General features: G+C 56.0%; 12 protein-coding genes. 3 read left to right on the top strand and 9 right to left on the bottom strand.

What is annotated here, in order from left to right; all coding sequences use genetic code 11:
• The 5 genes from FJD38_RS06905 to FJD38_RS06885 form a co-directional block, all read right to left on the bottom strand.
• Nucleotides 1–570 carry a hypothetical protein gene (locus FJD38_RS06905; RefSeq protein ID WP_146384544.1) on the bottom strand — a complete coding sequence of 190 codons (570 nt, stop codon included), beginning with the start codon at nucleotides 568–570 and terminating at the stop codon, nucleotides 1–3.
• Nucleotides 570–1,448: a hypothetical protein gene (locus FJD38_RS24650; RefSeq protein WP_208727494.1), complete on the bottom strand. Its 879-nt coding sequence runs from the start codon at nucleotides 1,446–1,448 to the stop codon at nucleotides 570–572. The genes FJD38_RS06905 and FJD38_RS24650 overlap by 1 nt, the downstream gene beginning before the upstream one ends.
• Nucleotides 1,449–1,479: 31 nt before the next feature.
• The gene (locus FJD38_RS06895) at nucleotides 1,480–1,731 is read right to left on the bottom strand and encodes an acyl carrier protein (protein WP_122782068.1); all 252 of its coding nucleotides are present in this window, start codon (nucleotides 1,729–1,731) and stop codon (nucleotides 1,480–1,482) included.
• 27 nt (nucleotides 1,732–1,758) lie between these two features.
• Nucleotides 1,759–2,688 (bottom strand): hypothetical protein, encoded by a 930-nt coding sequence (locus tag FJD38_RS06890; protein ID WP_146384542.1) that lies wholly within the window; start codon nucleotides 2,686–2,688, stop codon nucleotides 1,759–1,761.
• Between the two features lie 228 nt (nucleotides 2,689–2,916).
• Nucleotides 2,917–4,644 (bottom strand): AMP-binding protein, encoded by a 1,728-nt coding sequence (locus FJD38_RS06885; RefSeq protein ID WP_146384625.1) that lies wholly within the window; start codon nucleotides 4,642–4,644, stop codon nucleotides 2,917–2,919.
• A gap of 674 nt (nucleotides 4,645–5,318) precedes the next feature.
• On the opposite strand from FJD38_RS06885, the gene FJD38_RS06880 reads away from it, so the two are divergent.
• The 3 genes from FJD38_RS06880 to FJD38_RS06870 all read left to right on the top strand — a co-directional run bounded on the left by FJD38_RS06880 (nucleotide 5,319) and on the right by FJD38_RS06870 (nucleotide 9,383).
• Entirely contained in the window at nucleotides 5,319–7,442 is a 2,124-nt protein-coding gene (locus FJD38_RS06880; protein ID WP_146384540.1) for a mechanosensitive ion channel family protein, read from the top strand.
• A gap of 134 nt (nucleotides 7,443–7,576) precedes the next feature.
• Nucleotides 7,577–8,461 carry a sugar nucleotide-binding protein gene (locus FJD38_RS06875; protein WP_146384538.1) on the top strand — a complete coding sequence of 295 codons (885 nt, stop codon included), beginning with the start codon at nucleotides 7,577–7,579 and terminating at the stop codon, nucleotides 8,459–8,461.
• Nucleotides 8,454–9,383 carry an NAD-dependent epimerase/dehydratase family protein gene (locus tag FJD38_RS06870; RefSeq protein WP_146384536.1) on the top strand — a complete coding sequence of 310 codons (930 nt, stop codon included), beginning with the start codon at nucleotides 8,454–8,456 and terminating at the stop codon, nucleotides 9,381–9,383. Before FJD38_RS06875 ends, FJD38_RS06870 begins: the two co-directional genes overlap by 8 nt.
• A 58-nt stretch (nucleotides 9,384–9,441) precedes the next feature.
• On the opposite strand, the gene FJD38_RS06865 is transcribed toward FJD38_RS06870, so the two are convergent.
• The 4 genes from FJD38_RS06865 to FJD38_RS06850 form a co-directional block, all read right to left on the bottom strand.
• A complete protein-coding gene (locus FJD38_RS06865; RefSeq protein WP_122782062.1) occupies nucleotides 9,442–10,140 on the bottom strand; it encodes an OmpW/AlkL family protein in 699 nt (232 codons plus the stop codon).
• Nucleotides 10,141–10,447: 307 nt separating this feature from the next.
• Nucleotides 10,448–10,975, bottom strand: coding sequence for a DUF3299 domain-containing protein (locus tag FJD38_RS06860; protein ID WP_122782061.1), 528 nt, complete (start codon nucleotides 10,973–10,975; stop codon nucleotides 10,448–10,450).
• Nucleotides 10,976–10,985: 10 nt separating this feature from the next.
• Nucleotides 10,986–12,251, bottom strand: coding sequence for an ABC transporter permease (locus FJD38_RS06855; RefSeq protein ID WP_122782060.1), 1,266 nt, complete (start codon nucleotides 12,249–12,251; stop codon nucleotides 10,986–10,988).
• A gap of 1 nt (nucleotide 12,252) precedes the next feature.
• Complete coding sequence (locus FJD38_RS06850) at nucleotides 12,253–12,963, bottom strand: ABC transporter ATP-binding protein (RefSeq protein WP_146384534.1); 711 nt, start codon at nucleotides 12,961–12,963, stop codon at nucleotides 12,253–12,255.
• Between the last annotated feature and the right edge of the window lie 27 nt (nucleotides 12,964–12,990).

Genomic DNA, 12,990 nt, shown 5'->3' with positions numbered 1-12,990 from the left:
TCACCCCTGTACGTGCGTGCGTGTCGGTTGAGAGGTCGTGAACGGCTCGTGAACAGGTGATGCATGCACCTGCGCTGCGAGATAGTTCAGGTCGGGTAAGAACCACTGGGTGATGGCGGGCGTTTGTGCGGTATTCCAGGCTGCAATGTGCAGGAGGTTATCGCCGCCGTCCCACAGGTCGCGCCGGATCTGTTCGGCGCTGATCCAGACCACCGGCGTCTGTATCTGGCGCGCCCAGAACAAGGCCTCATTGCATAAATGAGCGCCCATCGTCACGCGTGGATCGAGCAGGTTTTTTGGCAAGGCAAGGTCGATGGAAGGCATGCGTACTTGCGCAAAGAGCAGCGTTTGTTCACCGCAGTTATCCCAAATGCGCCGGGCCAGCGTGGACAGCAGGGTGTAGTACTGTTGGTTGTTGACCAGTACCGGCGTTGGATTGTCGTGTGCGTACACACTTCGGCGTGCATAGTCTTGCGTTTCGAACAGAGGCAGGTTGCGAGCCGAACAAGGGATCGCCAAGTGGTGATCCGGGTTGCGCTGCAACAGCAGGGAACAGGTTTGCGCGCTCATCACATTTCACCTTCCAATGCATAGTGCAGATCGGGTGCGAGCGTTATCTGGGCAATCGAGAAATAGCCATTCATTGCCAGCGAAGAAACGATGCAGTCGCTGCCGGGGTTCGCTGAACCCGCGCCAAGCTCGCCCAGTAGCGAAAGCCAGGGGTCGCTGCCGAAGGAATGACCGAATCGTTGATAGTGGTCGGCATGCACGCAAGCAGTGTCGAAGCACTTGAACAGTGCGCGGCGTGACATCTCCGGGAAAAACGGTACCGCGATGCCTAAACCAGGTCGGCTTTCGGTGAAACTGCGCAGGTTTCTTCCTAATTGCAGCAGCGCATTCGCCTGGCTTGAAGTGCCGATGAGCAGCATATTTTGGGCCTCTGGGATCACGTCAATCACTAACGTGCAGATGCCAAAACCGGATTTCCCCCACCGGTTGTTGCCTAACCAGTAAGTAAAATTGTGGATGTCCGTATCGACAATCTGCAGCAACAGCCTGCGACGACCATTGAACTGCGCCTTCTTCTGCATGTAACGCAGGATGAAACCCCAGCCAGTGCATTCATAGGCGTTGGTTATCCAGTCAGGACGGCGCCCGTAATGGGTGGCTATCTCATCCTGGAAATAGCGTGCATGTGGCGAACCGTCAGCCAAAAACTGTGACAGCACGGTAGAACTCACCACGTAGTCGTCGATAGGGCCTGCGGCGCTTGCATGACGGCAAGCCTCATCGCCTACCCACTGCCCCAGCATCAACGCTGCATCCTCCAGGCTGACCTGGGACGCCACAAAGGGCGTTTCTGTGCGCCGGTAAGCGACCGTATGGACCCTGAAAGCCGGGACGGTGCCAAGCGACGGCGTTGATGCTAAGGGCTGCGAGTTCGACATGGTGAGCTTCTGGTATGAGGGTGGCTGGCGATCAAGCGACTTGTTGCTGATGCAACTGCGTGTCGATTTGCTCCAGGGTGGTGTACTGCGTGATGTTGAGTTGCTCAGGATCAATGGATCCGTAGAGCTGTTCGCAATAGACGATCAGCTCAACCACATTGAGTGAATCGATTCCCAGCTCGCCCAAGCCGACATGGGTATCAACGCTTTCGATATTGAGGATCTTGGCGGCTTCCTTCTTCAGAAGTTCCAGAGTGTTGAGGCTTTCAGTCGTCGTAGTCATAGTTGTTTCTCTTTGAGTTAGAGCGGTTTAAAGGGAGGTGGATACAGGCTTGGCCACGCGCATGCTGGCGCGCAATTCGTGATAACAGCGGTAAGAACTGCCTTCCATTTTGGTAAACGCCAGCAGGTCACGCTGGTCGAGAAAGCTCGCCACGGCGCCACGGCTGACCAGATGCAAAAGCAGTTCGTTTGAGGCGAGTTTCAGTGCCAGCACGCGGTGCACGTCTTCGCTCTCGTAGCGGTCGGCGAGCGTCTTGGTGCGGGCGGCGGCGGCAATGAAGTCGCGTGAAGCGCGTTCGTCCGGCGTCAGTTCGAGGCGCCCTTGACTGGCCAGCCAGTCAACATGGGCCATCAGTGCGCGCACCAGAAAAGGCCGTACCGTTGTCAGGTATTTATTGAGTACCGCCGGGCCGCCCACTTTGAGGCGATCCTCTTGGGAAACCTGCACCGTGCCCTTGACGTTCCCCAGCTGCACGACATCGCCGAGAAAGGGTTCGCCGCAGAGCGTTCGCTTGAGTGTCTTGTATTGCTCGGGCCAGACCAGAAAGGCCGACGGGAAAAACGAGCCAGGCGTGCGGGCGGCAACAATTGCCATGCCATCAAGGTTGGCGTACATGCCCCAGACCTTGTCGATGTGCAGCTTGAAACCATCACCTTCCGGCTGGGCGACAGTGCGCCAGCTAGTGAGAGTAGGGCCGCCGGCATCACTCATCAGGAAACGCAGGGCGCTGCCGGCATCAATGCTGGCGCGTGCCCGTTCATATTGATCCGGCGTCAGGAACAGCGAAAACAAATGGGCGAAGTTCTGCATGAATGATCGATAGTGCAACGCCAGCCCTTCTTGCTGAATGCGTTCCAGAATAGATTCCAACTCATGGGTCGGCTGTGACAGGGCCACCGAGGGCCGGTTTAATTGCTCGGCAGACTCAAAGTTGTGCATCGTCTGCGAAATCAACATGTCGGAATCCATCAGTCGCACGCAAGCGCGCGAAATGATCTGGATCAACTGAGCAGGAAGTTCGCCATATATAGATAAGCGGTGAAGAACCGGTTGCGCACACACATTCAATAATGAATGGCGTGACGAACCCGTCTCCCCACCTTGCGTCAAAGTGTGCATAGTGAGTGATCCAGTATTTAAAGTTGCAGTGCGTCAGCGTTTGGATGTAACTGGCGTGGTTAGTCGTTAACTCACAAGCTGCGCTATATCGGTCTTGTCGTTATTGTTCACTACGGTTTGCAGATAAATAGTTCGACACTCCAGGCGCTTGAGTTTATTGCTGGTCGTGCGTGGCAAACTTCCGGGGGGGACGAAGTTAATGGCGTGGGCGCCAAATCCAAACTTGTCGCGCAACTGGTTTTGAAGTTGGGTGCGCAGTTCCAGTTGGTTCTGCTTGGCGTCAAGCTCAACCAGAATGGCCAGGCTCTCGGTTCTCTGTGCCTCGTCGTAGATACCAAAGGCTGCTATTGCATTACCCCCGCTTGCCAATAAAGGGTGTAAGGCAATGACGTCTTCAATTTCATGGGGGAAATAATTACTGCCACGGATGATGATGAGTTCTTTCTTGCGCCCGAGTACAAATAAGTGTTCATCCACTCGATAGCCTATATCCCCGGTCGCAAACCAGTCGCCGCTTTGGTAATGCTCGGCCTGGCCTTCGGCGGGCAAATAGCCGGACATGACAGAAGTCCCACGTATGAAAATTTCACCCACTTCGCGGTCTTTAGCGTCGGAATTGTCCAAGGCCCTTACCGCTACTTGCATCCCGCTAATCGGCCGACCCATCGACAGTACGGTTTCTACCCTGCGGCTGTTATCGTCGGCGCGGCGTGCTTGCCAATGGTCAATCACCGAGCCGGAGTCGATACGGTCAGAAATCACGTAAGAGAGCGCCTGCTCATCGTAATTAAAGTTCGTATTATGCATGGTCACCGCCAGCGTCGATTCCGCCATGCCGTAACAGGGTTGCAGCGCAGAACGTGAAAGACCGTGGGGCGAGAACGTCTGTGCAAAGTCCCTCAGGCAGACTTCATCGACCCTTTCGGCGCCGACAAAGATATTGCGCAACTTGCTTAGATCGACATCTTTCATTGACGCTTCGCGGTAACGGCGAATGCAATACTGCAGGGCGAACGTCGGCGCAGCCGTGGTGGTTGTGCCAAAGCTGGACATGCGTTTGAGCCAGCCAAGCGGATTGCGAATAAAACTGGCCGGCTGCATCAAGAGCAGAGGTGCCTGGTAATACAGGTTCGACAATAGTGTCACCAGGCCCATGTCGTGATGCAGCGGCAGCCAGGAAGCGGAGGCGTCGCCGCGGTCGGCACTGTAGCCAACGACACCGCCGATACCGCGCACATTGGCGATGACATTGCGATGACTCAGGATGGCGGCCTTGGGGCGACCGGTCGAGCCCGAGGTCAGTTGCACATGATGGCCGCTGTCCGCTTGGCAGCGTTCCAGGCGGCTTGGAAAACCTGCGCTGGCCGCGACTTTCACCTCTGCGCTCGAGACCACACGTACAGGCATTTGAGCAAGCAAACTCTGGAGTGCGGGTGCGTTGCTTTCGGATGCGATCAGCAGGCGCGGTGCAAATAACTGACAGGCAACATATATCTGGTTGCGCGGTGAGTCTGCCATTAATCTTCCGGGCAATGCGACTGTGCAAGGCAAGGCGCCTATCAGAACGCACCCAGTCAATAGCAACAAGTGATCGATAGATGCAGGCAGGGCAAGAATAACCAGGTCATTACGAACAACACCCAATTCGGTCAGGGCTGAAGAAACCGCCAACGCTTGTTGTGCCAACGTCGCATATGAAATGCTTTTTTCTTCCCCGTTCTCTTCTATGACAGTAATTTCTCGCAGTGCGCTGTGCTGTGGGTTTTCCAAGGCGCACACAATAGCATCGATCATTGTGTCCAATTGATGATCTCCGGGAAGTCAATCAAACAAGTTTGTGAAATATTAAAAATTCAATACAACGTTCGAATGAGCCTGCAAACCTGTAGTGCCCGGTGCGAGTGACTCTAAGGTATGAAATAGTGTTTGTAAATATGTCGACTGAAACTTTCATCATCTTTCATGTTTGCTGCGCTTTGCGCTAATGCCGGTTTTTTAAGTGGGTGTTAGAGCCGTTTAAGTTTCTAAACATTTGGTGGATTGAATCGGAAGTTTTGTATTTGAGCGATAGCGTCCGTTGTTTGCTTTTGTAATACATGTCGGCTATTTGTTCTTGTGCGTAGGCGCGGTCATGTCTTTGGGTTGATGCAGAATAAACCGGGTTTTAAAGTTGTCGTTTATACGCATTGCCTAAGTATTTTAATAAGGGCCGCGTTCTTCAGTGTTCGAGCGTTCTATTCTTCGTTTAGTGTTTATGGCAGTTGTTATACCTTGCTCTTCGGGTTACACATTTTGTCGGGTCGTGTATTGGTTGGTGGCAACGTAAGGCAGGCCATAGCCGATTATTTCTGGCGCCTGACGTGTCATTGACTACGCTGCACTTGATCGAACGTACCGACGCGCCCTGTATCGAGCCTCGTCAATTCGTTACGGTTTGTTTTTCAAGGATGTGAAGGAGGCCCGCGGGTTTGTCCAAATTCAAAGCAGTCATCGTCTTCCTCGTACTGTTGCTCTCAGGCAACGGCATGCTTCAAGCAGCACCTACTCTGGCCTCTGTAATGAAGGCCGAGGAGCGAGATGGTAAACCTCCCGTGCTGGTCGACGGTGGCCTGCTCGGGGCGCTAGGTGCGGGGATGGATGAGGTTCAAGAAAAACTTGGACTGAGTTTGAGTCTGCTGGACGTGTGGCGTTTGCGTATCGAGCGTGCCGCCAACGAAGCCGGGGTGCTGCTAGAGCAAGCATCGAGCCGCCCGGATTGGAGTACAGCAGGCGACTTTTTCCTGTTGTCGGCTATTTGGTTTGGCGTTTTTATTGCCTTGATGCTGGGCGGTCGGTTGGTTGCGCATCACGTGTGCAAACGCCGCGATATTGCGATAAGACCGAGGGTGCAAAAGCTTCTGGGTTATCTGCTGCCTTACCTGCTGCCCTCGTTTATCAGCCTGAGCATCACGTTGTATGCCAGTCGTCTTATACAAGACTCCCTCAGTCGCTCGCTGGCGCTCAGTTTCGCTTACAGCAGCAGCGGCGGCGTGTTTTGTGCCGCGCTGGTCCTGTCGTTGAGTGCGATGTTCTATATAGGCCACAAGCGTCGAGCGGTGGCGATCATTGAGCGGTATGCGGTGCGTCCGTTGTTTCTGATCGGCTTTTTTGCCGCGTTCAGCGATGCCATGAGCAGTGCTCAAACGGCCGCTCAAATCGGCGAAAACCTCGCGAGCTGTGTATCGGTGCTGACGGGATTGCTGGCCTGCACGGTCTTTGCTTTTCTGGTAATCAGGCTGCGTCGGCCCGTGGCCCACCTCATACGTAACCGTGCGTTGGCGCAACGCATAGGGCAGCCGGCGCTGCAGGAATCCCTGCGCATCTTTTCAGTGCTGTGGTACTGGCCTATTTTGCTGATGCTGTTGGTGTCAGCATTCAACTTGCTGGGTGTGGGTGAGGGCAGCGAGCGCGCTTTGCGAAACGCCCTGCTGACCTCTGCATTGTTGATCGGCACTGTTTTCCTGAGCACGATCTTTCATCACTCATTTACGACCAACACCGAGCATGCAGGTGCCTATAAGGCGCGGTTGATGACCGTGGTATACGCGGTGCTGCGAATCGCCTTGAGCGTGACGTTTATCGAACTGCTGGCGCAGATTTGGGGTTTTTCGCTGTGGGCTTTTGCCTCGGACAGCCGCACAGGGAAGGTCATCAGTGATTCGTTAGGGCATATTCTGTTGATCTTGCTGGTGACGTGGCTGGCTTGGGTGGTGCTCGATACCGCCATTCAACAGGCGTTGCAACCGCCCGCCAATCGACGTGGAACCCGTGAGCCCAGCACCCGCATCAAAACCATCCTGCCTTTGATGCGCAACGCGATCAAAGTCATTTTGGTGGTGGTCTGCACCATCACCACCATGGCCAATCTGGGTGTCAATGTGGCTCCTTTTCTGGCCGGTGCGGGCGTCATCGGCTTGGCCATAGGCTTCGGTTCCCAACAGCTGGTACAGGACGTGATTACGGGTCTGTTCATCATTATTGAAGACACCATCTCGGTCGGTGACTGGGTGGTGGTCGATTCAACCCATGCTGGCACGGTGGAGGGGCTGACCATCCGGACTTTGCGTCTGCGTGACTCCAGGGGTTTTGTTCATTCTGTACCCTTTGGGCAGATCAAGGCGGTCATTAACCATTCCAGGCAATTCGCTTACGCCTTCTTTACCGTGCAGTTCACGTATGACACCGACATGGATAAAGCGACAGATCTGATCCGTGAAGCGGGTCAGCAGATCAGCAATGACCCTATACTGAGCCTCAGCTTGCAGGGCACATTGACCATCTTCGGGGTCGATAGCATGACGCTTGATGGGGTGACAATTACAGCGCAGTTCCGAACCGTGTCTGGGGCGCAAAACACGGTGAGCCGTGCGTTCAATGGCCGGCTTAAAAAGCTTGTGGATAAATCGGATGATGTGCACTTTGCGCAACATTATCCACAGGGTTTTTTACTGCCTGTTCGGGAGTCGGGGGAGGGCGCGGCACCCGTGGGTGGGCAAGCGCGCTCCTCGGTACTCCTGGCTGACCTACCCGGTAGCCTCAATGAGGGTCATTGAGACGCGGCGCAGTTTGTCAGTGACGACAGGCGGATAAACCCGCAAAATGCGTAATTGTTGATCATGACCAACGGTTTGCGAGGTTGGTTTCTGGTATATATCACCCTTTTGAATAGACTGAGCCTGCACAATCTATGCGAATGCGCCTTATGTTACTGGGCGGCGGAAATGCTCTCGGGCAGGCGCTGATCCGTCAGGGTGCCGAGGAAGACATCAATTTCCTCGCCCCGCGTCCGCCGCAAGACGGCTGGGACGCTGCAAGCCTCACACAACTGCTTGATGACACCCGTCCAGATGCGGTGATCAACCTTGCCTACTATTTCGATTGGTTCCAGGCGAGGGCAGTGGACGAGACTCGTCTTGCGGCTCAGGAGCGCTCTGTCGAACGTTTGGCTGAGCTGTGCCAGCATCACAACATCATTTTGTTGCAACCCTCCAGCTATCGCGTGTTCGATGGTTCGCGGGCAACTGCCTATAGTGAAAAGGACGAGCCTGTCCCGCTGGGGTTGCGCGGTCAGGCGTTGTGGCGCATTGAGCAAAGCGTAAGGGCCATTTGCCCTCAACACGTTTTGTTGCGCTTTGGCTGGCTGCTCGATGACAGTCCCGATGGCACGCTGGGGCGCTTTCTTGCTCAGGCTGAAAAGCCGGGCGAAGTGTTTCTGGCCGATGATCGCCGCGGTAACCCTACGCCGGTAGATGATGCTGCCCGCGTGATTATTTCTGTGCTTAAACAGCTCGATTGTGCGGCTCCGCTTTGGGGCACCTATCACTACGCGGGGCATGAGGCGACAACGCCGCTGGCGCTGGGGCAGGCGATCTTGACCGAAGCGCGCAACTTGCACCCACTGGCCATCGAAAGTCCCACGCCGCAGGCTCATGCAGCGTGCCCGGACGCGGCTCAAGAGCCGCAACATGCCGTACTGGCCTGTAAAAAAATTCTACACACTTTCGGAATCAAGCCCCGCGCCTGGCGTGCGGCGCTCCCGACTTTACTTGACAGGTTTTATCGTCATGGTTGATGCACCCGTTTTAGTCACTGGCGGAGCCGGATTCATTGGTTCCAATCTGGTCGATGCATTGTTGGCCAAAGGCTACGCCGTTCGAATTCTCGATGACTTATCCACCGGTAAACGCAGCAACCTGCCGCTGGACAACCCCAAGGTCGAGCTAATCGAGGGTGACGTAGCGGACGCGGCATTGGTCCTCAAGGCCATGAACGGTTGCAGCGCAGTCGTTCATCTGGCGGCAGTTGCTTCGGTCCAAGCCTCGGTAGACGACCCTGTACGTACTCATCAAAGTAATTTCATCGGCACGCTGAACGTCTGCGAGGCCATGCGCGAGACTGGGGTCAAGCGGGTTGTCTTTGCGTCCAGTGCGGCGGTCTACGGCAATAACGGCGAGGGCGAGTCGATCGCTGAAGACACGCCCAAGGCACCGCTGACACCTTACGCATCGGACAAGCTGGCCAGTGAGCACTATCTGAATTTCTACCGCCGCCAGCATGGCCTGGAGCCGGTGATTTTTCGCCTCTTCAACATCTTCGGGCCGCGCCAGGATCCATCTTCGCCTTACTCGGGTGTGATCAGCATTTTCAGTGAGCGCGCGGTAAAGGGTTTGCCCATCACCATTTTTGGCGACGGGGAGCAAACGCGCGACTTCTTGTACGTAGGCGATCTGGTCAACATTCTGATGCAAGCCATCGAGGCCACAGAGGTTGAGGAAGGTGCGGTCAACGTGGGTTTGAACCAAGCCACCACCCTCAACCAAATGCTGCAGGCGTTGAGCGGCGTGGTGGGAGAGTTGCCACCGATCAGCTATGGCCCGGCCCGCTCCGGCGACATCCGGCATTCGCGGGCTGACAACAGCCGTCTGTTGCAGCGTTTTACACTGGGTGAAATCACGCCCATGAGCGAAGGGTTGGCCCGTTTGCTCGGTCGTTAATAACCTCTCGGTCATAAAAAAGGCGCCTGTATAGGGCGCCTTTTTTCTTGCTGCTTAGTTAAAACTTGTAACCAATGCCGACCATGTAAACGAATGGGTCCACGTCTACGTTGACCTTGGCGCGCGTGCCGGGTGCCACGGCGTTGTTTTCTACCGTCGCGCGGGTATCGATATCGATATAACGCGCCTGGGCGTTGATCATGATGTTATCGGTCAGCATATAGTCCGCACCGATCTGCCAGGCCAGGCCCCACGAGTTTTTCGCCTTGAAGTTGTCAAAGCCTGCTGCGCTGGCGCTGCTGCCGACGTGTTCGTCGTAGATCCAGGTGTAGTTGATGCCGGCGCCGACGTAAGGCTGGAATACTGATTTAGGGTCCAGCGGGTAGTACACAACGCTCAGGGTCGGAGGCAAGTGCTTGAGGCTGCCCAATTTACCGTTGGCCGCAGCCAGGCCGGTGCCCTTCAGCTTGACGTCGTGCTCAAACGGCGTGGCCGCCAGCAACTCGATACCGACATGGTCGGTGATCATGTACGCAAAGTTGAGACCCAGCTGCGTGTCGCTGCTCATGGTCGCCTTGCCACCCAGATCTGCCCCTGCCAGCGGACCCTGATCAACCTTGACGCTGGAGCTGTCGGCTTTCGGGTTAACCGTGATGGCACCGGCCCGCAGGATGATGTCGCCTTCCGTGTGTGCTTGGGCAAGCGGTGCGACGACAGCGAGCGCAAGGGCTGCGGCGCTAAGCAAGGACTTGTGCATTGGAGCTCCATTGGGATGTTTAAAATTTATATAACCAATGGTAATGAGCGAAAGATGAGCTTCCGTTGACCCAGCTCAATGAATGGGCAAAGTTGTGAAAAATTCGTTAAAAGTTAACCGCATACCCTCACCCTAGCCCTCTCCCAAAGGGAGAGGGGACTAAAGTCAAAAGCGGTTAGACGCAACACCACCGGTTAAGCCCCCTCTCCCAAAGGGAGAGGGGACTAAAGTCAAAAGCAGTTAGGCGCAACACCACCGGTCAAGCCCCCTCTCCCTTTGGGAGAGGGTTGGGGTGAGGGGGTATGAGTTATTCAGGCAACTCATACACAACGATCTTCTGCGCATCCATCTGATAACCCGCGTCTGCCAGTTCGCTGGTGCTGGCTTTGACCTGCAAGGCACCGACGATCCAGTAGGGCTGATACAGCTCATCGACCTGAACCCCTTCCTTGCTGGTCACATGCACGATCTGGTTCGACGGCGGAGGCGGCACATGAATGCAGGCGCCAAAGTAAGGCACCAGCAAGAACTCGGTTGTGCGCCCGGCTTCATTGACTTCAAGCGGGACGATATACCCCGGCAAGCGAATCAATTGGCCGTTCAGTGATGTCACCACCGGCGCATTGGGCAAGTCCTGTTTGGCCGCCGGAGCGGCCTCCATGTCGCCCATCTGTGACAAGTCATGCATCGGCGCCATGTCTGGCACCTCGGCCGGGGCGTCCGGCGGGATCATTTCCGACCAGGTCAGCTCCTTGGGCTCAGCCGCCCACAAGGGTGTAGCCACCACCACCAGCACGAGGGCAAGCAATGCGCGAGACAGAGCAGACGTCATCATAAAACCGGACTCATAAACGAATGGACAGACCATCGGCCAGCGATTGTCGGTAGGCGCGCCATGCCGGCACGCAGCCCATCAACAGGGCGGCCGCCAGAATACCGCCGAGCAGTGTCCATTCATATTCAGTTGGCCAGGACAGCGGCAAATATAACCCGTAGTTTGATTGCACATAGCCTTGAGCCACGGCGATGCACACATACAGCAAGCCAACACCCGCCACCACGCCGGCCAAGGCCAAAGCCAAGGCCTCGAACACCAATAAAGTGGCGATATGCCAAGGTCGGGCGCCGACGGAGCGCAAAATCGCCATCTCACGACGGCGTTCGTTGAGGCTGGTCAAAATCGCGGTCAGCATGCCGATCAAGCCGGTTAACACCACAAACAAAGACACCACAAACAGTGCTTTTTCAGCAGTGCTCATCAAGCTCCAAAGCTCTTGCAGGGCCACGCCGGGCAAGATAGCCATCATCGGTTCACCACGGAAATCATTGATTTCACGCTGCAAGGCAAAGGTCGAAATTTTACTGTTAAGGCCCAGCATAAACGCTGTGATGGCTTGCGGTGTCAGGTCCATATTGCGCGCCTGATCCGCAGTGACACGCCCGGCGCCTCGGGCGGGCACACCGTTATGCCAATCGATATGAATCGCTTCCATGCCCCCCAGACTGATATGCAGCGTGCGGTCGACCGGCGTGCCGGTACGTTTGAGAATCCCGACCACGGTGAACGGCTTGTCATCATGTTTGACCAGGCTGATGGCCGCCACGCCGTGGGCCAGTACCAGCTTGTCGCCCAGCTTGTAATGCAGGGCCTCAGCCACTTCGGCACCCAGCACCACCTCAAAAGGGTCGGTGGCAAAGGGCCGTCCAGCGGCCAGTTCGAGATTTTGCCGATGACCGTATTGATAGTGCTCGAAATAGGCCTCGCTGGTGCCCATCACCCGATAGCCACGGTGTGAATCACCCAGTGACATGGGGATTGCCCATTTCACCTTGGGGTTATTGGCGAAGTGTTCAAAGCTGTCCCAACGAATGTTGTTGGTGGCATTGCCAATGCGAAACACTGAATACAGCAGCAAATTAACTGAGCCGGAGCGGGCGCCGACAATCAGGTCGGTGCCGCTGATGGTGCTGGCGAAGCTGGCGCGAGCTTCGGTGCGCACACGCTCCACGGCCAGCAGCAGGCAGACCGACAGGGCAATGGCGAAGGCGGTCAGCAGCGCGGTGAAACGGCGGTTAGCCAGGCTGGCCATGGCAAGACGAAACAAATACATCTCAGACCTCTGCCTGTGTGGCGGCGCGATTGAGTTCAGACAACGACAGGTTACGGTCAAACAACGGCGCCAGGCTTTGATCATGACTGACGAACAGCAAGCTGGCGCCCGCATCCCGGCACTCGGCAAACAGCAACTGGATAAATGCTTCACGGGCATCGGCGTCGAGGGCGGATGTGGGTTCATCCGCGATGACCAGTTCGGGCTGACCAATCAGTGCCCGGGCGGCTGCAACCCGTTGCTGCTGACCGATGGACAGTGAATCCGCACGCCGCTCCAGCAGGGCCGGATCTTTAAGGCCCAAATGTGTCAGTAGGGTTTGCGCGGCGTTGCCCACGCTGCCGTGCCGTTGCACGGCGCGGCTGGCGCGCAGTTTGGAAAAGTGACAAGGCAGTTCGACGTTCTCACGTACCGACAAAAATGGCAGCAAATTGAATTGCTGAAAGATATAGCCCGTGTGGTCGACCCGGAAACGATCACGAGCGCCTGAGCCGAGTTCACTCAACTCCTGGCCCAGTAAGCGAATGGTTCCTTTGTTGGCTTTTTGCACACCGCCCAGCAAGCCCAGTAAGGTGGTTTTGCCGCTGCCGCTCGGGCCTTTGAGAAACAGGGTTTCACCCGGTTCCAGGCGAAAGGTCGGAATATCCAGCAACACGGGTTGTCCCGGCCAGCTGAAGCTTAAGTTGGCGAGTTCGATAAGCGCTTGGGTCATGGGTAAAGACTGTCGCCTGCAATGGGG

It is taken from the genome of Pseudomonas saxonica, from assembly GCF_007858365.1.
In the GTDB taxonomy this organism is placed as follows: Bacteria; Pseudomonadota; Gammaproteobacteria; order Pseudomonadales; family Pseudomonadaceae; genus Aquipseudomonas; species Aquipseudomonas saxonica.
Note: the sequence above shows the minus strand (reverse complement) of the source record. Positions and strands in the feature narration are given on the sequence as shown.

Coding starts and splice junctions, on each gene's coding strand:
- FJD38_RS06870 (WP_146384536.1), top strand. CDS start 8,454: ATGGTTGATGCACCCGTTTTAGTCACTGGCGGAGCCGGATTCATTGGT.
- FJD38_RS06885 (WP_146384625.1), bottom strand. CDS start 4,644: ATGATCGATGCTATTGTGTGCGCCTTGGAAAACCCACAGCACAGCGCA.
- FJD38_RS24650 (WP_208727494.1), bottom strand. CDS start 1,448: ATGTCGAACTCGCAGCCCTTAGCATCAACGCCGTCGCTTGGCACCGTC.
- FJD38_RS06855 (WP_122782060.1), bottom strand. CDS start 12,251: ATGTATTTGTTTCGTCTTGCCATGGCCAGCCTGGCTAACCGCCGTTTC.
- FJD38_RS06875 (WP_146384538.1), top strand. CDS start 7,577: ATGCGAATGCGCCTTATGTTACTGGGCGGCGGAAATGCTCTCGGGCAG.
- FJD38_RS06895 (WP_122782068.1), bottom strand. CDS start 1,731: ATGACTACGACGACTGAAAGCCTCAACACTCTGGAACTTCTGAAGAAG.
- FJD38_RS06865 (WP_122782062.1), bottom strand. CDS start 10,140: ATGCACAAGTCCTTGCTTAGCGCCGCAGCCCTTGCGCTCGCTGTCGTC.
- FJD38_RS06860 (WP_122782061.1), bottom strand. CDS start 10,975: ATGATGACGTCTGCTCTGTCTCGCGCATTGCTTGCCCTCGTGCTGGTG.
- FJD38_RS06905 (WP_146384544.1), bottom strand. CDS start 570: ATGAGCGCGCAAACCTGTTCCCTGCTGTTGCAGCGCAACCCGGATCAC.
- FJD38_RS06850 (WP_146384534.1), bottom strand. CDS start 12,963: ATGACCCAAGCGCTTATCGAACTCGCCAACTTAAGCTTCAGCTGGCCG.
- FJD38_RS06890 (WP_146384542.1), bottom strand. CDS start 2,688: ATGTTGATTTCGCAGACGATGCACAACTTTGAGTCTGCCGAGCAATTA.